The sequence below is a fragment of the Streptosporangiales bacterium genome (assembly GCA_009379955.1).
GTDB lineage: Bacteria > Actinomycetota > Actinomycetes > Streptosporangiales > WHST01 > WHST01.
On the sequence record WHST01000063.1, the window covers coordinates 1 to 21,828 of the forward strand.

24 protein-coding genes are annotated in these 21,828 nt (G+C 73.3%); 5 read left to right on the forward strand and 19 right to left on the reverse strand.

Annotated elements, in window-relative coordinates; translation table 11 throughout:
- Positions 1-111, forward strand: a 111-nt coding sequence (locus GEV10_18560; protein ID MQA80450.1) for an IS982 family transposase, incomplete at its 5' end; no start/stop codon positions are given.
- A gap of 25 nt (positions 112-136) precedes the next feature.
- Here GEV10_18560 and GEV10_18565 read toward each other — a convergent pair.
- Both GEV10_18565 and GEV10_18570 read right to left on the reverse strand, forming a co-directional pair.
- Entirely contained in the window at positions 137-1,468 is a 1,332-nt protein-coding gene (locus tag GEV10_18565; GenBank protein MQA80451.1) for a threonine/serine exporter family protein, read from the reverse strand.
- Positions 1,469-1,575: 107 nt separating this feature from the next.
- Entirely contained in the window at positions 1,576-2,262 is a 687-nt protein-coding gene (locus GEV10_18570; protein ID MQA80452.1) for an MOSC domain-containing protein, read from the reverse strand.
- Positions 2,263-2,295: 33 nt separating this feature from the next.
- Between GEV10_18570 and GEV10_18575 the strand changes: the two genes are divergently transcribed.
- The 4 genes from GEV10_18575 (at position 2,296) to GEV10_18590 (ending at position 6,368) form a co-directional block, all read left to right on the forward strand.
- Positions 2,296-3,051, forward strand: a complete 756-nt coding sequence (locus GEV10_18575; protein ID MQA80453.1) for a helix-turn-helix domain-containing protein — start codon at positions 2,296-2,298, stop codon at positions 3,049-3,051.
- Positions 3,052-3,148: 97 nt separating this feature from the next.
- On the forward strand, positions 3,149-4,195 hold the full coding sequence (locus tag GEV10_18580; protein ID MQA80454.1) for an Ldh family oxidoreductase: 1,047 nt from the start codon (positions 3,149-3,151) through the stop codon (positions 4,193-4,195).
- A 42-nt stretch (positions 4,196-4,237) separates the two neighbouring features.
- A complete protein-coding gene (locus tag GEV10_18585) occupies positions 4,238-5,599 on the forward strand; it encodes an MFS transporter (GenBank protein MQA80455.1) in 1,362 nt (453 codons plus the stop codon).
- 4 nt (positions 5,600-5,603) lie between these two features.
- Positions 5,604-6,368, forward strand: a complete 765-nt coding sequence (locus GEV10_18590) for an SDR family oxidoreductase (GenBank protein MQA80456.1) — start codon at positions 5,604-5,606, stop codon at positions 6,366-6,368.
- A 6-nt stretch (positions 6,369-6,374) separates the two neighbouring features.
- On the opposite strand, the gene GEV10_18595 is transcribed toward GEV10_18590, so the two are convergent.
- From GEV10_18595 to GEV10_18675, 17 genes are all read right to left on the reverse strand, one after another.
- The gene (locus GEV10_18595) at positions 6,375-7,706 is read right to left on the reverse strand and encodes an NAD(P)/FAD-dependent oxidoreductase (protein MQA80457.1); all 1,332 of its coding nucleotides are present in this window, start codon (positions 7,704-7,706) and stop codon (positions 6,375-6,377) included.
- Between the two features lie 224 nt (positions 7,707-7,930).
- Positions 7,931-8,473: a hypothetical protein gene (locus GEV10_18600; GenBank protein ID MQA80458.1), complete on the reverse strand. Its 543-nt coding sequence runs from the start codon at positions 8,471-8,473 to the stop codon at positions 7,931-7,933.
- On the reverse strand, positions 8,470-9,804 hold the full coding sequence (locus tag GEV10_18605) for a DUF58 domain-containing protein (protein MQA80459.1): 1,335 nt from the start codon (positions 9,802-9,804) through the stop codon (positions 8,470-8,472). Before GEV10_18605 ends, GEV10_18600 begins: the two co-directional genes overlap by 4 nt.
- A complete protein-coding gene (locus GEV10_18610; GenBank protein ID MQA80460.1) occupies positions 9,801-10,796 on the reverse strand; it encodes an AAA domain-containing protein in 996 nt (331 codons plus the stop codon). Before GEV10_18610 ends, GEV10_18605 begins: the two co-directional genes overlap by 4 nt.
- Positions 10,793-11,311 (reverse strand): hypothetical protein, encoded by a 519-nt coding sequence (locus GEV10_18615; GenBank protein ID MQA80461.1) that lies wholly within the window; start codon positions 11,309-11,311, stop codon positions 10,793-10,795. The genes GEV10_18610 and GEV10_18615 overlap by 4 nt, the downstream gene beginning before the upstream one ends.
- Complete coding sequence (locus GEV10_18620) at positions 11,308-12,030, reverse strand: DUF4129 domain-containing protein (protein MQA80462.1); 723 nt, start codon at positions 12,028-12,030, stop codon at positions 11,308-11,310. Before GEV10_18620 ends, GEV10_18615 begins: the two co-directional genes overlap by 4 nt.
- 2 nt (positions 12,031-12,032) lie before the next feature.
- Positions 12,033-12,836: a uracil-DNA glycosylase gene (locus tag GEV10_18625; GenBank protein MQA80463.1), complete on the reverse strand. Its 804-nt coding sequence runs from the start codon at positions 12,834-12,836 to the stop codon at positions 12,033-12,035.
- Between the two features lie 33 nt (positions 12,837-12,869).
- The gene (locus tag GEV10_18630; GenBank protein ID MQA80464.1) at positions 12,870-13,520 is read right to left on the reverse strand and encodes a response regulator; all 651 of its coding nucleotides are present in this window, start codon (positions 13,518-13,520) and stop codon (positions 12,870-12,872) included.
- Positions 13,517-14,803, reverse strand: coding sequence for a two-component sensor histidine kinase (locus GEV10_18635; protein ID MQA80465.1), 1,287 nt, complete (start codon positions 14,801-14,803; stop codon positions 13,517-13,519). Before GEV10_18635 ends, GEV10_18630 begins: the two co-directional genes overlap by 4 nt.
- A gap of 39 nt (positions 14,804-14,842) precedes the next feature.
- The gene (locus tag GEV10_18640) at positions 14,843-15,868 is read right to left on the reverse strand and encodes an SDR family oxidoreductase (protein MQA80466.1); all 1,026 of its coding nucleotides are present in this window, start codon (positions 15,866-15,868) and stop codon (positions 14,843-14,845) included.
- 102 nt (positions 15,869-15,970) lie between these two features.
- A complete protein-coding gene (locus GEV10_18645) occupies positions 15,971-16,906 on the reverse strand; it encodes an exopolyphosphatase (GenBank protein ID MQA80467.1) in 936 nt (311 codons plus the stop codon).
- A complete protein-coding gene (locus GEV10_18650) occupies positions 16,906-17,439 on the reverse strand; it encodes a DUF501 domain-containing protein (protein ID MQA80468.1) in 534 nt (177 codons plus the stop codon). Before GEV10_18650 ends, GEV10_18645 begins: the two co-directional genes overlap by 1 nt.
- Positions 17,436-18,002 (reverse strand): septum formation initiator family protein, encoded by a 567-nt coding sequence (locus GEV10_18655; GenBank protein ID MQA80469.1) that lies wholly within the window; start codon positions 18,000-18,002, stop codon positions 17,436-17,438. The genes GEV10_18650 and GEV10_18655 overlap by 4 nt, the downstream gene beginning before the upstream one ends.
- On the reverse strand, positions 17,999-19,285 hold the full coding sequence (locus GEV10_18660; GenBank protein MQA80470.1) for a phosphopyruvate hydratase: 1,287 nt from the start codon (positions 19,283-19,285) through the stop codon (positions 17,999-18,001). The genes GEV10_18655 and GEV10_18660 overlap by 4 nt, the downstream gene beginning before the upstream one ends.
- A 335-nt stretch (positions 19,286-19,620) precedes the next feature.
- Positions 19,621-20,379 carry an LLM class F420-dependent oxidoreductase gene (locus GEV10_18665; GenBank protein ID MQA80471.1) on the reverse strand — a complete coding sequence of 253 codons (759 nt, stop codon included), beginning with the start codon at positions 20,377-20,379 and terminating at the stop codon, positions 19,621-19,623.
- A 63-nt stretch (positions 20,380-20,442) separates the two neighbouring features.
- On the reverse strand, positions 20,443-20,775 hold the full coding sequence (locus GEV10_18670; protein ID MQA80472.1) for a hypothetical protein: 333 nt from the start codon (positions 20,773-20,775) through the stop codon (positions 20,443-20,445).
- A 34-nt stretch (positions 20,776-20,809) separates the two neighbouring features.
- Positions 20,810-21,817: a MazG family protein gene (locus tag GEV10_18675; GenBank protein ID MQA80473.1), complete on the reverse strand. Its 1,008-nt coding sequence runs from the start codon at positions 21,815-21,817 to the stop codon at positions 20,810-20,812.
- Positions 21,818-21,828: the final 11 nt, after the last annotated feature.

The window sequence follows — 21,828 nt, forward strand, 5'->3', positions numbered from 1 at the left end:
GGGGTATTCACCCGAGTCGCCCAACGCCTGCTGGCCATGGCCGCCGGGATCTGGCACAACTGGACCACCGGCGTCACCAGCAAACGATCACTCACCGCCTACGACCACTGACCAGCAGCTTCACGGAATCATTCATCTAGTCCCGATTGCCCTGCGACCAGCGCCGGACGCGGCGATCCCACCGGTCGACCTCCTGCCGGAGCGGATGGGCGAGGAACGAGCCGAGCGCGACGCCCGCGGCGAGGGCGAGGCCGGTGGTGGCCGCGCCGAGGAACAAGGCTAGGCCGCCGACGACGGACTCGTTCACCAGGACGAACAGCGACTGGTAGACCGCGAGGCCGGGCAGCAGCGGCACCACGCCAGACGTCGCGATGACGAGCGTGGGCACCTTGAGCCGGGCGCCTGACACGTCGGCGACGACACCGACGAGCAGCGCGGCGAGGCCGCTGGCCACGGACGGTCCGACGCCGAGCTCCCGTGCCACGATGAAGATGCCGAACGCGGCGCCACCGCCGCACGCGGCCACGACGGTCGCCCGCCAGCGCGCGTACGACGACAGCGCCCAGGTGCCGGCTACGAGCGCGGCGACGGGCACCAGGGCGTACGGCGGCACGACGGTCGTGGACTGCTCGATGACCGACAGGTCCAGCTCCGCGCGCCTGGCGATGTCGAGCACCGCGCCGACGCCGATGACGATCGCCACGGTCTGCAGGACGACCTCGAAGTTGCGCGCCGCGGCCGTGAGGTAGTGCCCGGAGATCGCGTCCTGGACGGCGCCGACGAGTCCGAGGCCGGCGAGCAGGACCATGATCCCGGTACTGACCACGAGCGAGGGTCGCAGGTCGTTCGCGTCGAGCGGCAGGTACGGCAGCAGCATGGTGATGACCAGCGCGACGGCCGTCGCGAAGGCCGCGCCGGCGGCGTGCTGGAAGAACGACGGCAGCCCCCACTTGTTGAGCTGCCGCATCAGCCGGTCGATACCCGCGGTCACCACGCCTGCCAGCAGGGCAACGATGAGCGTGCCGTTCATCAGCAGCGCGATGCCGGCCGCCATCCCCGCGAGACCGCACGTGACGAGCCATCGCCGGTACGGGTGCGGCGCGCGGACGATGTCGTCGAGACGGGCAAGCGCCTGGTCGAGCGGCAGCCCGTCGGCGGCGTCGTCCGCGAGCAGGTAGAGCGCCTCGAGCCGCGAGTAGTCGGCGCTCCTGACGTTCACGATGCGCATCCCGGTCACCGGCTCGCCGTCGTCGCGGACGACCGAGACCGTGATGGACGTGAACGTGATGTCGACCTGGCAGGACGTGAGGCCGTACGCCGCCGCGATGCGCAACATGGTCGAGGTCACCCCGGCGACGGGCGAGCCCGACGACAGGAGCGCCTCGCCGATGCGCATGGTGAGGTCGATGACGTCGTGGGCGACGAGGTCGTCGACCTCGGTGTCGCGGTAGCGCGACGCGACGATCATCGGCGGCGGCGCGTTGCCGCGCAGGATGTTGAGGGCGCCTCTCGCCCTGCGGGCGAACGTGCGTCGGCGCCCTACCGGTACGACCTCGGAGTCCACGTCCACGAACCTTAACGATCGCCGCGCGTTCCGGTGTCGTCAGCGTGCGCCCGGCGCAAGGCGCGGTCCCGCGCGGTCGCGGCGAGGGCGCCGGCCTCCAGCAGCCGCGGCAGCAGCTCGGGCTCGGTGGTGAGCGCGCGGAAGACCACGGCGACGGTCACGCCGTGCCCGGGCCGCGTCACGACCTCGACGGGCGCGCCCGCGCTGACCGTGCCCGGTCGTACGACCCTGAGGTACGCGCCCGACAGCCCACGCTCGGTGAACCGCCGCACCCAGCGGCGCTCGTCGAGCCAGCCCGCGAACGTCCGGCACGGGATGCGGACGTGGCAGACCTCGAGGAGCGTGTCGCCGACGTGCCACCGTTCTCCGATGACGGCGCCGGTGAGGTCGAGCCCGGCCGTCGTGAGGTTCTCACCGAACGCGCCGTCACGCAGCGGGCGGCCGAGCTCGGCCTGCCAGAGGTCGAGGTCCTCGCGCGCGTACGCGTACACGGCCTGGTCGTCACCGCCGTGGTGCCGGTAGTCGCAGATGCTGTCCCCTGCCAGCCCGCTCGCGCCCTTCCCCGGACCCGGGGCCGTCACGAGCACGGGACCGTCGACCGGTCGCTTGTCGATGCCGGTGACGCCGACGTCGGAGTGCGCGGTGGGAACGGCGCGGCCGGCGTTGACGGACAGGATGCGTGGGTCGGACTGGGTCATACCGCGAGGATAGGCGGGGGTTAGATTGATCGGATGGCGAGCCGGGCACCGCAGACCGCGTCGGACAAGACGCTCGCCGTCCTCGAGGCGCTGAGCGAGCACGCCAGGATCACCGACATCGCCCACGCCACCGGCCTGCCCAAGCCCACCGTGCACCGCATCCTGCAGACGCTCGTCCAGCGCGGCTACGCGCGACCCAGCGGCGACGGCGACTACCTCGGTGGGCCGCGCATGCTCGCCGTCGCCGGGCGCTTCCTGCAGCGCCTCGACCTCCCCGTCCTGCTCCGCCCGCTGCTGCGCGATCTGCAGGAGCGCACCGGCTGGACGGTCCACCTGGCGTTGCTCGCCGGCGACGAGGCCGTGTACGTGGACAAGCTGGAGGGCGCGAAGCCGTACCACCTCGCCTCCCGGGTGGGCATGGGGCTCCCGCTGCACAGCACCTCGATCGGCAAGTCGATCCTCGCCTCGCTGCCCGAGCCCGAGGCGCGCCAGCTGCTGTCCCGTGCCGGGATGCCGGGCCGCACCGCGAACACCGTGACGGACGTCGACGACCTGCTCGCCGAGCTGCGCCGCACGAGCGACCGCGGCTACGCCGAGGACCACGAGGAGAACGAGGCGGGCGTGTGCGCCGTCGGCGCCCCGGTGGTCGACCACACCGGCCGGTGCGTCGGTGCCGTCAGCGCCGCGGCGCTGGTCCACCACATGTCCGTCGAGGCCGCGGAGCGGCACGGCAGGCTCGTCGCCGCGACGGCGCGGGAGATCTCCCGCGCCCTCGGCGCGCCGGTCTGAGCTCGCGGTCGCGCAGCGTAGTACCCCTTCCCGTCCGCCCCCGGTGGTGGCACCATCCGTGGCATGTGCGGAACGCGTTTCCGTCGGACGGAACACGATGGCCGGTGACCTCGACACCAGAGTTGTGTCCGCGGCACGGCTGACCGAGCTCGCCACCGCGGTGCTCGCCGGCGCCGGTGCGCCGGGCGACACCGCGAACGCGGTCGCGTGCTCGCTCGTGGAGTCCAACCTGCTCGGGCACGACTCGCACGGCGTCCGGCGGCTCCCCTCGTACCTCGAGGCCGTCGCGGCGGGACGCATCGCGCCGGCCGCCCGGCCCGAGGTGGTGGAGTCCGACGTCGCGGAGTCCGGCGGCGCGACCGCCACGATCGACGGCAAGCACGCCTTCGGCCAGCTGTCGGCGCGGCTGGCCGTCCGCGAGGTGCGCGAGCGCGCGCACCGGCACGGCGTCGCCACCGCCGTGATCCGCCGGTGCAACCACGTCGGCCGACTCGGCGAGTACGTCGCGGACCTCGCCGCCGACGGGCTGGTCGCGCTCACCCTGGGCAACGCCGACCCGGCCGTGGCGCCGTACGGCGGCAGGGAGCGCAGGCTGGGCACCAACCCGATGGCCTGGGCCGTCCCGCGGGAGGCGGGAGGCGCCGTCGTCATGGACTGGGCGACCGCCGCCACCGCCGAGGGCAAGCTCGCCGAGGCGCGCACCCACGGCGACCGCGTGTCCCCTGGGCTGCTGCTCGACCCGAGCGGCAACCCGTCCGACGACCCCGAGGCGTTCTACGCCGGTGGCGCACTCCTGCCGTTCGGCGGCCACAAGGGGTACGCCCTGAGCGTGATCATCGAGATCGTCGGCGGGCTCCTGTCCGGCGCGGGCATCAGCAGCAGACCCGGCTACGACGGCGGCTTCGGCACGGTCGTCGTCGCCGTCGACATCGCGAGGTTCACCCCGCTCGACCGCTTCCGCGCGGAGGTCGAGCAGTTCTGCCGCGAGCTGACGACGACGCCGCTCGCCGCCGGTCACGACGAGGTGCTCGTCCCCGGCGAGCGCGAGGAACGCGTCCGTAGAGAACGTACGGAGCACGGAATCCCGATGACGGAGGCGGGTTGGCGTGAGCTCCGGCGCCTGCTCCCACCCGCCGCCACCTAGCAGGTCCGTCGCCGTCCCGGCTGGACGAGGAGGTCCACCACCATGACAGCACCGGCCCACGGGGACGCGGTCCCCGCACGACCACGACGACTCCGCCGCGTCGTCGCCGCCGCGGTGGTCGGCACCGCCCTGGAGTGGTACGACTTCTTCATCTACGGCACCGCCTCGGCGCTCGTCTTCGGCAAGCTGTTCTTCCCGTCGAGCGATCCCGCCATCGGCGTGCTCCTCGGCTTCGCGACGTTCGGCGTCGGCTTCGTCTTCCGTCCCGTCGGCGGGCTCCTCTTCGGCCACCTGGGCGACCGGATCGGGCGGCGTTCCACGCTCGTCATCACGACGCTCGTGATGGGTCTGTCGACGGGCATCATCGGGCTGCTGCCGACGTACGCCAGCATCGGCGTGGTCGCGCCGGTGCTGCTGACACTGCTGCGCATCTGCCAGGGACTCGGCGCGGGCGCCGAGTTCGGCGGCGCGTCCACCCTGCTCAGCGAGCACGCGCCCCAGCGACGCCGCGGCTTCTTCGCGTCGTTCGCCCAGCTCGGCGTGCAGATCGGCCTGGTGATGGGGACCCTGGCGTTCCTGCTCGTCGGGCTGCTGCCCGAGGAGACGGTGCTCGCGGGTGCGTGGCGGATCCCGTTCCTGGTCAGCTTCGTCCTCATCGCCGTCTCCGTGTACGTGCGGCTGCGGGTCGACGAGTCGCCGGTGTTCGAGGCGATGGTGAAAACCCGCCGCGTCGTGAAGCTGCCGATCCGCGACGCGCTGAAGAGGTACCCGCGCAGCTTCCTGGTCGGCGTGGGCGCGCATGTCTGCGACACCGCGGCGATCTACCTGTACGCGACGTTCTCGGTCGCGTACGTCACCAACGAGCTCGGCCTGCCCAGCTGGGTCACGCTCACCGGGATCATCATCTTCGACGTCTTCGTGATCTCGCTGCAACCGGTGTTCGGTGCGCTGTCGGACCGCATCGGCCGGCGGCCGATCAACATCTTCAGCGTCGTGTTCACCGGCCTTTTCGCGTACCCGTTCTTCATGCTCGTCAACACCGCGGAGCCCGTGCTGATCTGGCTGGCGCTCGTCATCGCCGCGGTGGTCGGCTGGGCGCCGATGATCGCGGTGCAGCCGGCGTTCTACGCCGAGCTGTTCGGCGCGCGGGTGCGCTACACCGGCTTCGCGGCGTCCCGCGAGCTCGGCGCAGCGGTCGCCGGCTTCTCCCCGCTGATCGCGACCGCGCTGCTGCAGCTCGGCGGCCCGTGGCTCGTCCCCGTGGTGTTGGTCGTCGCCGCGGCCGTCTCGTTCGTCGCGTTCATGTTCTCCCGCGAGACGCGTGACGTCGACATCACCGCGTACGACATCACCGAGCCGACCGGCACGCCGACGGCGAGCGGTACCGCCGTGAGCGGCGGGTGAGCCGGTGCGGTTGAAGAACACGGTGGCCGTCGTGACCGGCGGCGCGACCGGCATCGGGCGCGCGGTCGCGACGGCGCTCGCGGAGGCCGACGCGGCCGGCGTCGTGGTGACGTACTCGCGTTCGCGCGCCGAGGCCGAGGACACCGCGACGGAGCTCGCCGACCTCGGCGCGACCGCGATCGCCGAGCAGGTCGACATCGCCGACGACGGCCAGGTACGCGCGATGGCCGCCCGCGTCCTCGACCGGTTCGGCCGGCTCGACGTGCTGGTGAACAACGCCGGCGCGACCGTCGCCGTCCCGCACGAGGACCTCGACGCGCTCACCGACGAGGCGTTCCACCGCGTCCTCGACGTGAACCTGCTGGGCGCGTTCCGCTGCGTGCGCGCGTTCGCACCGGCGCTGCGCGAGGCCCGGGGTGGCGTGGTCAACATCGCGTCGATCTCCGGCTACCGGGCCGGCGGCTCGTCGATCGCGTACGGCGTCAGCAAGGCCGCGCTCCTGCAGCTCACCCGCAACCTGGCCGTGGCGCTCGCCCCCGACGTGCGGGTCAACGCCGTCGCGCCCGGCACCGTCGCGACGCGCTGGCAGACCGACCTGCACGGTGCGGAAGCGTTCGCCGAACGCGCCGCCCGCGAGCGCCGCTCGGTGCCGCTGCGGCAGACCGCGGATCCCGAGCACGTGGCGCAGGCCGTGCTCGGCCTGCTCGGGATGGACCTCGTCACCGGCGAGGCGCTGATCCTCGACGGCGGCAAGCACGTGACGTACTGACGCCCGCTAGCGGTGCTGGGGCTCGGGCTGCGCTCCCGTCCTCGTCGCCAGCTCGAACTCCTGCCGCGGCCGGTGCAGCTGGCCGAGAGAGACGCTCTCGCGCCGGAAGAACAGCGCGAACGTCCAGTCGCCGACGACGCGTACCTTGCGGTTGAAGGTCGGCATCCGCGACACGTGGTAGGTGCGGTGCATCAGCCAGGCGGGCCAGCCACGCAGCTTGACGCCGGCGACCTGGGCGACACCCTTGTGCAGGCCGAGGCTCGCGACCGAGCCGAGGTGCCTGTGGCAGTACTCGGCCGGCTGCCTGCCGCGGATCGCGGCGACGACGTTGCTCGCGAGGAGCTTGGCCTGGCGGACGGCGTGCTGCGCGCTCGGGGCGCAGAGCTGGCCGGGGCGGGTGAGGTCCGGGATGGCCGCGCAGTCGCCCGCCGCCCATGCGTCGTCGCTGTCGACGACCCTGAGGTCGGCGCCGCAACGCAGCCGGCCCTTCTCGTCGCGCGGCAGGTCGGTCGCGGCGAGCACGGGGTGCGGCTTGACGCCCGCGGTCCACACCAGGGTGTCGGCCTCGAAGGTCGAGCCGTCGGTCAGCGAGATGTGGCCGTCGACGCACGACTCGAGCTTGGTGTTCAGCTTCACCTCGATGCCGCGGTCCTCGAGGCGGTCGACGGTGTAGTTGGCCATGTCGAGGTCGACCTCGGGCATGATCCGGTCGGCCGCCTCGACGAGCACCCAGCGCATCTCGGCGGGGTCGAGCCCGGGGTAGTACCGGCAGGCGTCGCGGGCCATGTCCTCCAGCTCCGCGAGCGCCTCGACGCCCGCGTAGCCGCCGCCGACGAACACGAAGTCGAGCGCCCGGCGGCGCCGCTTCGGGTCGTCGGTCGACACCGCGAGGTCGAGCCGGCTGAGCACATGGTTGCGCAGGTAGATGGCCTCGCCGACGTTGCGGAACCCGATGCCCTGCTCGGCGAGCCCGGGGATCGGCAGCGTCCTGGCCACCGAGCCGAGCGCGAGCACGACGACGTCGTAGCCGATCTCACGTTCCTCGCCGGACACCGCGCGGATGGTGGCGGTGCGGCGCGCGTGCTGCAGCCCGGTCAGCTCGGCGTTGATGATGCGGACGCGCGGCAGTATCTGCCGCAGCGGCGCGACGACGTGTCGCGGCTCGAGGTTGCCGGCGGCCGCCTCGGGCAGGAACGGCTGGTAGGTCATGTACGACTCGGGTGACACGAGGGTGACCTGCGCCTGCCCCGGACGCAGCCGGCGCTGGAGTCCGTACGCCGTGTAGAGCCCGACGTACCCACCACCGATGACGAGGATGTGCGGTCGCGATGCGCTCATACCTCGACGCTACCCCGCGTACGGCGCCCGAACCGCGAGAACCGCGTCTGCCCCGTCACACCCCGGCGCCCGTTCACCACCGCGCCGGCACCCCGGTCCACTTCACTGGGCGCGTCCGGTCAGACCACCCACTTCACTGGGCGCGTCCGCTCGCAAAACGGTCACCGAGGACCTTTCGACAGGACGCGCCCAGTGAACATGGACGGGGTCCTGCCGCCGCTCGGTCAGGTGCGGCGGCGGAAGGTGAGGGTGGGGAGGAGAACCAGGACCGCGGCGGCGGCGACGCCGAGGGCGAGCCAGGCGGCGTGGCCCTGGCCGGGACGGAGCAGGCCGAGCGCGAGGACGACCGGCAGCGTGGCCAGGCAGATGCCCCCGGTGTGCAGCAGCCAGCGGACGAACACGGCCGGTTCGACGCGGGCGCGGGCGGGCAGCGAGGCGGCGAGCGCGGCGGTCGCGTGCACGAGGTAGACGCCGACGACGAGGGCGTAGAGCACCCACACCCCGGGCGCCGACGAACGGGAGCTGAGCGCGCCGACCACGTACTGCAGGACGAGCGTGCCGACGGTGCCCGTCGACCAGGCGCCGGCGGAGTCGAACACGGTGGCCGTCGCCCCGATGACCGCGACGACGGTGAAGCCCCACAGCGGCAGGCCGCTGGGCGCCGCCGCCGCGACGTACGAGCCGGTCGCCGCCGCGAGCGCCAGGTGCAGCAGCCGGATCAGCAGCGAGACCCCCGTACCGGTCCGCGCGACAAGGGCCGCCGTCACCGCAGGACCAGCCGCGGTGCGCGGGAGACGCGGACGACGTCGCGCAGGACGGGGTCGATGCTGCCCGAGCCCGACCAGGCGACGACGGGGACGCCGACCTCGCCGAGCATCGCGATCGTGCGGTCGCGCTCCATCCACCAGATCCGGTGGGCGATCTCCTCGGTGAACCTCGTCGGCGCCGGCAGGCCGTCGCGCGGCAGCGTGTCGACGACGACGATCGCCTGGCCGCGCTGCCGCAGGTCGGCGAGCAGCTCCACGCACCGGTCCCCGAGCAGCGGGCTGAGCACCACCGCGAGCGCGCGGGCGGGCAGCAGCTGCGCGCCGATCCTGCGGGCCTGGACGTCCCAGCCGAGCGTGCCCGGCGTGACGTCGAGCAGCCAGTCGAGCGCGCGCGTCACCGCCCCCCGCCCGTGCAGGCCCGACAGGTCGCGGATGCGTCCGCCGAACTCCACGAGCGACACCGAGTCGCCCGTGTACAGGTAGTGGGTGGCGATCGCGCCCGCCGCGCGCACCGAGACGTCGAGGCTGCTGGCCCGGCCGAAGTAGCCGCCGGTGCGGCCCGCGTCGTACGCGGAGTCGACGAGCACGACGACCTCGGCCATCCGGTCGGTGACCGTCTCGTTGACGTACAGGTCGCCGTGCCGCGCGCTCACCCGCCAGTTGATCCGCCGCAGCCGGTCGCCGTACGCGAACGGCCGCACGCCGTGGAACTCCAGGCCCTCCCCGCGTCGCCGCGACCTGTGCGCGCCGGACGTCGCCAGCGCCTGCGGCGTGAGGTCGGCCGCGCGGAAGGCGTCGCCGGTGCTGAGCACGGCGACCGTCGCGGCCGGCAGCTCCCGCGGCGCGGTGCCACTCCCCAGGTGCGGCCCGAACGGCGTGACGCGCACCGGGCCAAGCGGCCAGCGCCCCCACCGCGCCGCCTGCAGCTCGACGTCGACCGTGCGCGGGACGCCGGCCCGCACGGCCACGATCCGCGGCCGCGGGTCGACGGGCGTCAGGGCGTACGGCAGGTCGAACGTCACCACGACGGCGTCGAGGTCGACGTCGGACGACAGGTCGACGCTCGCCGTCGTCGTCTCGCCCTCGAACAGCCGGTCGCGGCTGGTGCGCAACGACGTACGCAGCCGCGGGACAGCCGCGCGTCCCCAGGCGACCGCGGCGTACAGCGCGAACGGCAGCCCGATCGCGACCACGTCGGCGCGGCCGAGCGCCAGGCCCGCGACGACGCAGATCATCGCGATGCCCGCGGCACGCCGGAACGACCAGGTCGGTGCCGCGCCCGCGGGCCACTCGTCCGGGTCGTGCCTGCCCCAGCGCCGCCGCCGGCTCACCCGTCGTCGCCCCAGTCGGCTCCGTACGTCGGCACCCTGGCGGTCGTCGGCGCCGGCACCTGGTCGACGACCTGGGCGACGACGTCCTCGGCGGTCACCCGGCGCAGCCACATCTCCGGCTTCACGGTGATGCGGTGTGCGAGCGCGGCGATGGCGACGCGCTTGACGTCCTCGGGGAGCACGTAGTCGCGGCCGGCGATGAGCGCCACCGCGCGCGAGCAGGCGAGCAGCGCCAGGCCACCGCGCGGCGAGGCGCCGACGAGCACCTGCGAGTGCTCGCGGGTGGCGGCCACCAGCGCGACGATGTAGCGGCCGACGGTGTCCTCGACCGCGACGTCCTCGACGGCCTGCTGCATGGCGAGCAGCGTCGCCCGGTCGACGACGGTGCCGAGCTGCTGCTCCTCGCGCCGCCGCGAGATCCGCCGGCGCAACACCTCCCACTCGTCGTCGGTGCCCGGGTAGCCGAGCGAGACGCGCAGCAGGAAGCGGTCGAGCTGCGCCTCGGGCAATGGGTACGTGCCCTCGTACTCGATCGGGTTCGACGTCGCGAGCACGTGGAAGGGCGGCTCGATCCGGTACGTCGTGCCCTCGACGCTGACCTGCCGCTCCTGCATCGCCTCGAGCAGCGCGGCCTGCGTCTTCGGCGGCGTGCGGTTGATCTCGTCGGCGAGCAGCAGGTTGGTGAACACCGGGCCGGGCCGGAAGTCGAAGCGCGACGCGCTCTGGTCATAGACGTACGCACCGGTGATGTCGGCCGGCAGCAGGTCGGGCGTGAACTGCACCCGGCGGAAGTCGAGGTCGAGCACCTGGGCGAACGACCGCGCGACGAGCGTCTTGCCGAGGCCGGGGAGGTCCTCGAGCAGGACGTGTCCGCCGGCGAGCACGCCTGCGAGCACCGACTCGAGCGCGTCGTGCTTGCCGACGACCGCGCCCTCGACCTCGGCGACGACCGACGCGGCGAGCTCGCCCGCCTGCCGCGGCGTGACCGTCATGAGCCGGGAGTCCTGGCCGGCGGGATCCGTTCGATCGTCTCGACCCAGTCCCTGACCTGCTTGGCGCTCGGGCTGGTCGTCCGCGCCGTCGTGACGAGGGTCCACAGTTCTTCTCCCAGGATCTGTCGGGCCGCCTCGGGGCGGTCGTGACGGTCGACGCCGTGGTACCGGCGCAGCCGGTCGTCCGCCAGGTCGGTGAGCAGGGGGCGGACGCCGTACTCGAAGTGCCGGGCGTCGCTGGGCACGAAGTCGAGCATGCCGCTGAGATGGCCGATCCGGTTGAACGCGCCGCTGTACGGCCACGTGACCGCCGGTACACCCTCCGGTCGCGGCGGTGGCGGCGTGCGCCGTCTGAGTGCAGCCATCGCGCGCCAGCCGAGCGCGCCGACGACGCAGAGCACGAACACACCGGGCAGCCACACCGCGCGTACCGCGACCGCGGCATGGGCGAACGCCACCATCGCCGTGCCCACCACGGCCATGCCGATGACCGCCAGGACGTCGCGACGCATCATGTGCGCGCCCCGGCGCGGATCGCGAGCAGGTCGGCGCGTAGTTCACCGAGGGCGGAACGCGCCGCCTCCACCTCGCCCGCCGTGATGTCGTGCGGCGAGTAGCGCGCCTCGTGGTACAGCCCGAGCAGACCGTCGAGCGGATCGCGGCGGACGTGGTGCGCGGCGAGCACGCGTACGGCGAGATCCGACGCGGTCTCCTCGGGACGCCGAGCAACGTCGAGGTCGCGTGCGGCGTGCTCGAGACGCACCCAGCACTCCATGACCGCGCGCCGCGGGTCCGTCGCACCGAGCTCGGCGAGACCGGCATCGACGCCCTGGAGCAGGCGTTCGGCGCGTGCGGGGTCCGCGAGCACCTCGCCGCCGTCGAGCCTGACCTCCTCGTCGTCCCACCGCTGGCCCTTGACGTCGGTGCTCCGCCGGATGCCGAGCAGCAGCAGGACGAACCGCACCAGGAAGTACACGACCGGCGCCCCGACGGCGACGCACGCCACGACGAGGATCACGATCGACAGCGTGGGCCCGACGAGCGCGGGTGTCGTGTCGGGCGGTGACGTCACCGCGACGGACGCCGCCGTCTCCGTCGCCTGCACGAGCGGCAGCCGCGACGAGGTGACCGGTGATCCGCTGCTCGCGGCGAACGCCACGAGACCGACCAGTGCCGCGACGACGAGCGCCGCGAACGTGGCGCGCGCGTGCCGGCTGACGTTGCGGTAGGACACCGTCAGCGCTCCCCGGTCGCCGCGACGTGCTCGACGGCGCGGGCGAACACGGCATCGAACATCGGCTCGGTCAGGCGTCCGGTGAACGTGTTCTGCTGGCTGGGGTGGTAGGAACCGAGCAGTAGCCGGCGTTCCGGCGCCTCGACCTCGACGCCGTGGGCGAACGCCGCGCGCTTCGCGGGCAGCGGGTAACCGGCGCGGCGCAGCGCATGCCACGTGACCTGCCAGCCGAACGACCCCAGCGCGATCACCGCGCGGACGGTGGGCCTGCTCAGCTCGAGCTCGCGGACGAGCCACGGCTCGCACGTGTCGCGCTCCTCCGGCGTCGGCTTGTTGGCCGGCGGCGCGCAGTGCACGGGCGCGACGATGCGCGCGCCGAGCAGGCGGAGGCCGTCGGCGGCGTGGGTGCCGTGCGGCTGGTTGGCGAGGCCGGCACGGTGCATCGCCCGGAACAGCCACTCCCCACTGCGGTCACCGGTGAACATCCGACCGGTGCGGTTCGCGCCGTGCGCCGCGGGAGCCAGGCCCACGACGAGCACGGGTGCGTCCGGATCGCCGAGACCGGGCACCGGCCGGCCCCAGTACGTCTCGCCGGCGTACGCCCTGCGGCGCTCGCTCGCCACGCGTTCGCGCCACTCCACCAGTCGCGGGCAGGCCCGGCACGAGCACAGCGTCGCGTCGAGCTCGGCGACGCTGCCGGCCACCGCGGCCAGGCGTTCGACGTCGGCGGGGGTGCGAGCGACAGGCGTGCGCGAACTCACCGGCACACCTTCCCACGTCCGGCCGCCCCCGGAACCACACGTTATGCGGACGTTACGGTGCCGCCACCGCTGACCGGGTCAGGTGGTGGGTGTCACGCCGGTGCGCACGGCGAGCACGGCGAGCCGCACCCGGTTCGCACAGTCCGTCTTGGTCATCAGGCTGGCGACGTGGGTCTTCACCGTGGTCAGCCCGAGATGCAGCCGCTCGGCGATCTCGGCGTTGGAGTGCCCGGCACCGACCAGGGCGAGGACCTCTCGCTCCCGCGCCGTGAGCCGAGGCGGTTCGGCCTCGGGGACCGCGTGGGTGCGGGATCGGACCGCGTGGTCGACGAGCCGGCGAAGGACCGCATGGCTGAACGCACTGTCGCCCGCGGCCGCCTTGCGTATCGCGTCGAGCAGGTCGTGCGGCGACATGTCCTTGACGAGGAACCCGCTGGCACCGGCGGTGAGCGCCGGGTAGAGGTGGTCGTCGTCGTCGAAGGTGGTCAGCGCCACCACCCGGGTCGACGGGCGAGCGGCGAGGATCCGTGTGGTGGCGGTGATGCCGTCCATGCCGGGCATCTGCAGGTCCATCAGGACGACGTCGGGCTGCAGCTCGTCGGCCAGGCGCACGGCGGTGCGTCCGTCCTCGGCCTCGCCGACGACGCTGATGTCCTTCGCCGGCTCGCAGAGCATGCGCAACCCGGCCCTGACCAGGCGCTGGTCGTCGACCAGGAGCACTCGGATCATGGCCTGGCCGGTACGGTGCATTCGCCGGCGGCAGCCTCCGGCGCGGGCTCCGGCGGGAGGGGCGAGGACGCCTGCGAGTCGCGGAACGCCGGCAGCACCGCGGTCAGCGACCAGCCCGCCCCGGCGGCGCCGGCGTCGAGCTCGCCGCCGAGCAGCTCGACCCGCTCGCGCATGCCGACCAGCCCGTAGCCGCTCCCGTCCGGCGCGAGGTCAGCTCGTTCTCCGCGGCGGTCGTTCGTGATCGCCAACCGCACCGTGTCGTCGCTGTCGTGCCGTATCGAGAGGCTGACGTGGGCGGTGCGCCCGCCGTGCTTCGCCGCGTTGGTGAGGCCCTCCTGGCACAGCCGGAGCACGGTGAGGGCGCGAACGGCCTCGAGCCGTCCGGCCGAGGGGTCGATCGAGGTGTCGACGACAAGGCCGAGCTGGCGGCCGCGGTCGGCGACGTCCTCCACAGCCGTGGTCAGCGCGGTCGGTTCGATCAGCGGGATGCTCGGCCCGCCGTGCGACGTCACCGGGTCGCGCAGGACGCCCACCAGGCGCCTGAGGTCGCCGAGAACGGTGGTCGCACAGGAGTGCACGTCGTCGAGCGTCTTCCGTACCTCGGGGTCGAGGTCGGGCAGCACCTGACGCGCCACGCCCACGCGGAGCAGGATCGACGCGATGTGGTGCGCCACGAGATCGTGGAGCTCGCGTGCGATCGTCACGCGTTCGGCCTCACGCGCGGCACGGGCGTCGGACTCGCGCCGCCGCGCCTCCTCGTCGGCACGTCGTGCCTCCGCCTGCGCTCGCTGCTCCGCCTGCGCGGCGAGTCGCCAGGCCGCCCGGAGCTGTGCGCCGAGCAGCAGCGGTGCGCCCACCACGACGACGAGGCCGTAGAGCAGCGGGAGCACGTCGCCGGGCAGCTGGTCGATCTTGCTCGCCACCACGCCGCACGCCAGGGCGACCACACCCAGGGCGGCCTGCCGGCCGGGACGGCGGGCCGCCAGCTCGAACAGCGCGAGGGCCGCGGTGACCTTCACCAGCAGGACCGAAGGACCCGCGCCGGTGAGTGGTCCGGCGAACGCCAGCAGCACCGCCTGGCCGACGGCCGCGGGCAGCGGCCACGCGCTTCCCGCGGCGCCGAGTGCCGCCGCCACCACCACGACTCCCCAGTCGGCGGGACCGGGTCCGGCGTGGTGGTCGGTCAGCAGGGTGAGGTACCCGGCCGCGAGCGCGAGGAGCACGACCAGCCGGACCGGTGCGTATCTGGCACCGAAGACGCGTGCGAGACCGGGCGCGACCATGGGTTCCACCTTAGGGTGTGTCTCCGCGACCAGCGGATGTCACGTGGAGAAGGCCGTCGCCCCGCCGTCGATGACCACCTGCGAGCCCATCATGAACGGGTACTCGTCCGAGGCCATCGCGAGCGCGAGCGCCGCGACCTCCTCCGCCTGTGCGATGCGTTGCGCTCCCGGCACGTGTGTCCTCGCCCACCGGGCCATGCCGACCCGGTACGCGGCGTCGGGCAGCTCCGCCGTGCCGGACAGCTGCCGCACCATCTCGGTGTTGGTCGTGCCGGGCATGATGGCGTTGACCTGGATGCCCGCCGGACCGTAGTCGAGTGCGGCCGACCGCATCAGTCCGGCCTGACCGGCCTTGCTCGCGGAGTAGACCGACTGTCCCGGCCGGGCGTTCAGCGCGTTGACCGACGAGGTGATCAGGATGTTCCCGCCGCCTCCGGCGAGCAGGTGCGGGATCTCGTACTTCATCGCGAGGAAGGTGCCCCTGAGGTTGGTCTCCAGGATCCGGTCGAACTCCGCCGCGCTGCACTCGTGCAGCGGCTTGTCCACGGAGACCCCGGCGTTGTTGAAGGCCACGTGCAGGCCGCCGTAGGTGTCCGCCACCTCGTCGACGAACGCGGCGACCTCGCGCTCCCTCCGTACGTCGGCGCGGATGTACGTGGCCTCGCCGCCCGCTCGCCTGATCTCCGCCTCGACCTGCCTGCCCCGGTCGGTGCGACGGCCGCAGAACCCCACTCTGGCGCCCTCGGCGGCGAAGGCCTTGGCGGCGGCGCGGCCGATGCCCGACGTGGCGCCGGTGACGAGCACCACCTTGCCCTCGAACCGTCGGCGTTGGGTCGGTGGTGTCGGCGGCAGCGTCGAGTCCGTCGCGACCACCGCGCCGGCGGCGGCTCCGACGGCCAACCCCGCGGCTCCGGTCACGGCGGCGCCGAGGAACCCGCGCCGGCTCCGGCGCGGCGGCGCGGCGGCGTCCTCCCGGTCGTCTCCCGACCCCTCGTCCGTACGCCCGTCTGGCTGCGTCTCGTCGTCAGACACCCGAACCTCCTCCTGTGCGGTCGGTTCCAGCATCTGCGAGCCGGACACGGGAGACCTCGTCCGGCAGGACCGGGTCGGTGACCAGAAGGAGGAGGGCCCTCCTACTCCGGCAGGAGGCCCGTCACCCGCGGCGCGCTACTCGACGAGGGACCAGGCGATGCCGTCGAGGATGTCGTGCTCGCTCACCAGCACCTCCGACGCCCCGGTGTGGACGACGATCCGGTCGAGGACGAGCGACCCGGCGGCGATCACGTCGACGCGTCCCGGGTGGATCGCTCCCATGGCCGAGCGCTCGTCGTGGTTCATGCGGAACAGGTTCGCGGTGATCTCGTGCACCCGGTCGGCGGAGATCCGGGAGTGGTGCACCCGCGCCGGGTCGTACGCAGGGAGCCCGAGCGCGACGGCGCCGATGGTCGTCACCGAGCCGGCGAGCCCGACGAGCGTGCCGACGCCGTCGAGCGGGACCGCCTCCCCCGCGCCCGCCAGGGCGACGTCGATGTCGCGAGTGGCCGCCGCGACCTGGTCGGCGGTCGGCGGGTCGTCGGCGAAGTGCCGCTCGGTCAGCCGGACGCTGCCCACGTCGACGGACACGCCGGCGACGCGGCCGTCCGCCGCGCGGACGAGCTCGGTGGATCCCCCGCCGATGTCGACCACGAGGTACGGCGCGGCGATGTCGGGACGCGCCGCGAGCTCGCGGGTCGCGCCGCCGTACGACAGCGCGGCCTCGACGGCACCGGAGACGACCTCGGGATCGACGCCGAACACCGCACGCACGCCCGCGACGAACTCCGCCCTGTTGTCGGCGTCGCGGGTGGCGCTAGTCGCGACCACCCGGACGGTCGTGGCACCGAGTGCGGCGATGACCTCGCCGTAGCGGCGGCACGCGGCGAGGGTACGTTCGAGCGCCTCGGGCGCGAGGCGTCCGGTGCGATCGACGCCCTGGCCGAGCCGGACGATCTCCATGCGGCGGTCGAGGTCGGTCAGCGTGCCGGCGTCGGGGTCGATGTCGGCGACGAGCAGTCGCAACGAGTTGGTGCCGCAATCGACGGCGGCGACGCGTCGCTTCGACACTAGTCCTCCTCGGATGTGGTGGTGTCGTCGGTGAGCGGGACGCAGGGACCGCGGTCCCACCAGGCGCCGGCGCGGTGCACGGCCTCGTCGCCGAGCGGGTTGACGCCGGGGCCGACGGCGAGCGTGTGAGCGGCGAGCGCGTGCAGGCACTTCACCCGGGTCGGCATGCCGCCCGCGGTCTCCCTGGTCGGGAGGACGTCGAGCGCGTCGCGGCGGTCCAGGTAGTCGGCGTGCGCGGCGGCGTACCGCGCCGCGAGGTCGGCGTCGGTCGCGAGCCGTTCGGTCATCTCGCGCATGACGCCGTCGGCCTCGAGCCGGCTGATCGCGGCGTTGGCGCGGGGGCAGGTCAGGTAGTACAGCGTCGGGAACGGGGTGCCGTCGGACAGCCGCGGACTCGTCTCGACGACATCCGGCTGGCCGCACGGGCACCGGTGTGCGACGGCACGGACCGACCGCGGCGGCCGGCCGAGCTGCCGCTCGACCACCGCGAGCACGTCCGCGTCGACGCCGTCCCCGACCACGTGCACGGTCACTTACGCGGACGGTCGGCGACCCGCACCGAGCTCCACAGCCGCTGCGACCAGCTCGGTCCCTCGGCGCGCGCGGGCTTGCGGACGCCCTCGCCACCGGAGCGCTCGGGGTCGATCACGACGTACGTGAACTCGCCCGGCTTGGCGTAGTGGAGACGCTCCCGCGCCTGCTGCTCGATGTACGCGGGGTCGTTCAGCCGCTTCTGCTCGCGCCTGAGCTCGGTGATCTTCTGCTCCTGCGTGCGCTCCTTCGTCTGCAGCTCGGCGATCCGCCCGCGCTGCTCGACGTACTCGCGGAACGGCACGGCGAGGCCGACGACCAGCAGGACGAACACCGCGAGGAGCACGGCCGCGCGGCTGGTGAAGCGGCGCCGGACGTCGGGGGCGATCGGCGCGCGCTCGCCTGACTCGGGCGGCTCGTGCGGGAGCGAGATGCGGGTCGACGCAGTGGTGCGACGCCGCGCGTCGGGGCGCGCCGCCGAACGGCCCGACTCGCCGCGCCCGCGTTGCGTGGACCTGCCGCGTGGTCGGCCGGGCCGCCGCCCGCCGTCGCCCGGACCGCTCACGTCGCGGCGTCCCGGTACTTGTCGAACATGTAGGCGCCGGCGTAGCGGGCGGCGTCGTCGAGCGACTCCTCGATGCGGAGCAGCTGGTTGTACTTCGCCACGCGCTCGCTGCGAGCCGGAGCGCCGGACTTGATCTGACCGCAGTTGGTGGCGACCGCGAGGTCGGCGATCGTGGTGTCCTCGGTCTCGCCCGAGCGGTGGCTCATCATCGACCCGAAGCCGTGGGACGTGGCCAGCGACACGGCGTCGAGGGTCTCGGTGAGGGTGCCGATCTGGTTGACCTTGACCAGGATCGCGTTGGCGGCGCTCTCCTCGATGCCGCGCTCGAGGCGCTCGGGGTTGGTGACGAACAGGTCGTCGCCGACGATCTGCACCCGGTGGCCGAGGGCGGAGGTCATCGCGCGCCAGCCGTCCCAGTCCTCCTCGGACAGCGGGTCCTCGAGCGACACGATCGGGTAGGCGTCGAGCAGCTCGGTGTAGTAGGCGATCATCTCGTCGGCCGAGCGCGCCTTGCCCTCGAACTGGTACGCGCCGTCACGGTGGAACTCGGTCGCCGCGGCGTCGAGCGCGAGCACGATCTTGTCACCGAGGGTGAAGCCCGCCTTCTCCACGGCCTCCGCGATGAGCTCGAGCGCCGCGCGGTTGTTGTCCAGGTCGGGAGCGAATCCGCCCTCGTCGCCGAGGCCGGTCGCGAGGCCCTTGGCCTTCAGCACCGACTTGAGGGCGTGGTAGGTCTCCGCGCCCCACTGCACCGCCTCGGTGAACGTGTCGGCGCCGACCGGGGCGATCATGAACTCCTGCACGTCGACGTTGCTGTCGGCGTGGGCGCCGCCGTTGAGGATGTTCATCATCGGCACCGGGAGCACGTGGGCGTTGGTGCCTCCGACGTAGCGGAAGAGCGGCAGGCCCGCCGACTCCGCCGCGGCACGCGCGACGGCGAGCGAGACGCCGAGGAGCGCGTTGGCTCCGAGGAGGGACTTGTCGGGCGTGCCGTCGAGGTCGATGAGCGCGTAGTCGAGCAGCCGCTGCTCGTCGGCGTCGTACCCGACGATCTCGGGGCCGATCTGGTCGATGACCGCGAGCACCGCCTGCGAGACGCCCTTGCCGCCGTAGCGGTGCTCGCCGTCGCGCAGCTCGACGGCCTCGAACTGGCCGGTGGACGCTCCGCTCGGCACGGCGGCGCGCGAGACGCTGCCGTCGTCGAGCTCGACCTCGACCTCGACGGTCGGGTTGCCGCGCGAGTCGAGGATCTCCCTGGCGTATACCGCGTCGATCGACGCCACCTGCACTCCTCACGATCATGGGCACGTTCGTGTGCGTCCCGAGCGTATCGAGACCGGCGGCGCCGATGGTGGACGCACGCCGGACGCAACCACCGCCGGGGACCCCAGCCGGGGCCAGCACCACAACCGGGGACCCCGGCCGGGGCCAGCACCACAACCGGGGACCCCAACCGGGGCCAGCACCACAACCGGGGACCCCAACCGGGGCCAGCACCACAACCGGGGACCCCAACCGGGGCCAGCACCACAACCGGGGACCCCAACCGGGGCCAGCACCACCGCTGGGGACCCCAAGTGGGGTCGGGACCACCGCTGGGGACCCCGGGTGCGGTGGGTCAGGCGTTCTTGTCGTCGCGCCAGGCGATCCAGTCACGCAGGGCGCCCAGGTCGAAGTCGGGGCCTCCGGCGGAGACGACGAACAGGCGGGTGCCGGCGTCGTACAGCTTGTCGGCGACGTCCGCCGGGGCGCCCCTGCCGCTGGTCGACCGCTCGATCTCGACCGGGTCGCGGCCCACGTCGGCGCAGTGCCGGTCGATGACCTCGTGCTTGTGCGCGATGGTGTCGAGGTCGCCGAAGCCGTGCCAGATGTCGGCGTGCTCGGCGACGAGGCGCAGCGTCTTCTTCTCGCCGCCGCCACCGATCATCACGGGGATGTCCCTGGTGGGTGCCGGGTTGAGCTTCGTCCAGCGCGACTCGATGCGCGGGAGCGCGGACGCGAGGTCGGCCAGCCGGTACCCGGGCGTGCCGAACTCGTATCCGTACTCGTCGTAGTCGCGCTGGAACCAGCCCGCGCCGATGCCCAGGATGAGCCGGCCGTCGGAGATGTGGTCGACGGTGCGCGCCATGTCGGCGAGCAGCTCGGGGTTGCGGTAGCTGTTGCAGGTGACCAGGGCGCCGAGCTCGACCCGCTCGGTGGCCTCGGCCCAGGCGGCCAGCATCGACCAGCACTCGAAGTGCTCACCGTCCGGCTCCCCGTGCAGCGGATAGAAGTGGTCCCAGGTGAACAGGATGTCGGCGCCGGACTCCTCGACCGCGGCGACGGTGCGACGGATCGTCGCGTAGTCGGCGTGCTGCGGCTGGAGTTGGAACCCGATGCGTACGTTGCGATTGGTCTCAGTCACGCTCGCAGGCTAACCAGGAAAGCGCGGCGACTGCGCTCAGCGCAGCGGGTAGGGCGGCGCGCCGCCGGCCATCGGCATCGCGACCGGCGCGGGCTGCGGGTCGCGACGGAACGCGACGGCTACCGCCCCCGCGGCGGCGAACCAGGCGAGTCCGGCCACCCCTGCGCCCACCACGACGGTCGCCTCGGCGCGCCGGATCTCCGCGCACCCCTTCTGGCTCGCGCCCCCGGAGTCCAGCAGCGTCTCGCAGCTGAGATCGCCACCCGGCGCCAGGCCGAGGGGCCGGGTCGCGTGAGAGAAGCCCACCACGACCGACGCGACGCCGCAGGCGAGGAACAGGGAGGCGAGCAGCATCCGGATCACGGCCATGGGGGCGGAGCCTAGCGAAGGCACCCGGCCGGTGCTACCGGCCGTCAGTCCGTTCGTGGGCCCTGACCCGATCCGCGTACGTGCGCGCGGCCCGGCGCAGCGCCTGTTCGGGGTCGACGTCGTGCCGCCTCGCCCAGGCGACGACCGAGAGCAGCAGCTCCCCCACCACCACCTCGTCGACGTCCACGGCGGGAAGCGCGACGGGGTCGGCGACGGGAAGGTCGAGTCCTGCACGCTCGGTGCGGCCGAGCAGCTTGCCGGCCAGGGCCAGCGCCGGCTGCGCGAGCGGCACGCCGTCGACGGCGGACGTGCGCGACTTCTCCGCGGTCTTGAGGGCGTCCCAGCGCACGTGCAGCTCGTCGACCGACGACACCTGCTCGTCGCCGAAGACGTGCGGGTGGCGACGGACGAGCTTGTCGACGATGTCACCGGCGACGTCGTCGATCCCGAACGGGTCGTCGCCGTGCTCCTCCGCGAGCCGGGCATGGAACACGACCTGCATCAGGACGTCGCCGAGCTCCTCCCGCAACGCCGCGCGGTCGCCGGTCTCGATCGCCTCGACGAGCTCGTACGCCTCCTCGAGCAGATGGGCGACGAGCGACGCGTGCGTCTGCTCGGCGTCCCACGGGCACCCACCGGGCGACCGCAGCCGGTCGAGCACCGCCACCAGGTCGAGGAACCGGGCACCCGGCAGGTCGTACGAGCCGGGCAGCAGCTCGACCTCGGGGGCGGTCGACGGGTCGGCGGTGACCAGCTCGGCGACGGCGCGGACGAGCGCGGGCTCGCCGTCGTCGGCGAGGCACCAGACCACCGTGCCGCCGGCGTCGCGCGCCGTGGCGAGCAGGCGTGCAGCACGTACCTGCGACGGCTCGGTCGGCGCCACCTCCACGCCGACGCCGGCATCGGTGAGCGGGGCCACTAGCGCGTGTCCGCGCGCCGCGACGTGGACGGACGCCGCACGGGTCAGCGCCTGCCACGCCGGCCAGGAGAGCAGCCCGGGCGCCACCCGGTGGGTCGTCGACAGCAGGACGAGGTCACCCACGCCCGCTCCCG

What these genes read in the sequence shown, in the direction of transcription:
- GEV10_18565 (MQA80451.1), bottom strand. Translation starts at nt 1,468, where the DNA reads ATGATCGTCGCGTCGCGCTACCGCGACACCGAGGTCGACGACCTCGTC.
- GEV10_18570 (MQA80452.1), bottom strand. Translation starts at nt 2,262, where the DNA reads ATGACCCAGTCCGACCCACGCATCCTGTCCGTCAACGCCGGCCGCGCC.
- GEV10_18575 (MQA80453.1), top strand. Translation starts at nt 2,296, where the DNA reads ATGGCGAGCCGGGCACCGCAGACCGCGTCGGACAAGACGCTCGCCGTC.
- GEV10_18580 (MQA80454.1), top strand. Translation starts at nt 3,149, where the DNA reads ATGGCCGGTGACCTCGACACCAGAGTTGTGTCCGCGGCACGGCTGACC.
- GEV10_18585 (MQA80455.1), top strand. Translation starts at nt 4,238, where the DNA reads ATGACAGCACCGGCCCACGGGGACGCGGTCCCCGCACGACCACGACGA.
- GEV10_18595 (MQA80457.1), bottom strand. Translation starts at nt 7,706, where the DNA reads ATGAGCGCATCGCGACCGCACATCCTCGTCATCGGTGGTGGGTACGTC.
- GEV10_18610 (MQA80460.1), bottom strand. Translation starts at nt 10,796, where the DNA reads ATGACGGTCACGCCGCGGCAGGCGGGCGAGCTCGCCGCGTCGGTCGTC.
- GEV10_18615 (MQA80461.1), bottom strand. Translation starts at nt 11,311, where the DNA reads ATGATGCGTCGCGACGTCCTGGCGGTCATCGGCATGGCCGTGGTGGGC.
- GEV10_18630 (MQA80464.1), bottom strand. Translation starts at nt 13,520, where the DNA reads ATGATCCGAGTGCTCCTGGTCGACGACCAGCGCCTGGTCAGGGCCGGG.
- GEV10_18635 (MQA80465.1), bottom strand. Translation starts at nt 14,803, where the DNA reads ATGGTCGCGCCCGGTCTCGCACGCGTCTTCGGTGCCAGATACGCACCG.
- GEV10_18640 (MQA80466.1), bottom strand. Translation starts at nt 15,868, where the DNA reads ATGCTGGAACCGACCGCACAGGAGGAGGTTCGGGTGTCTGACGACGAG.
- GEV10_18670 (MQA80472.1), bottom strand. Translation starts at nt 20,775, where the DNA reads ATGGCCGTGATCCGGATGCTGCTCGCCTCCCTGTTCCTCGCCTGCGGC.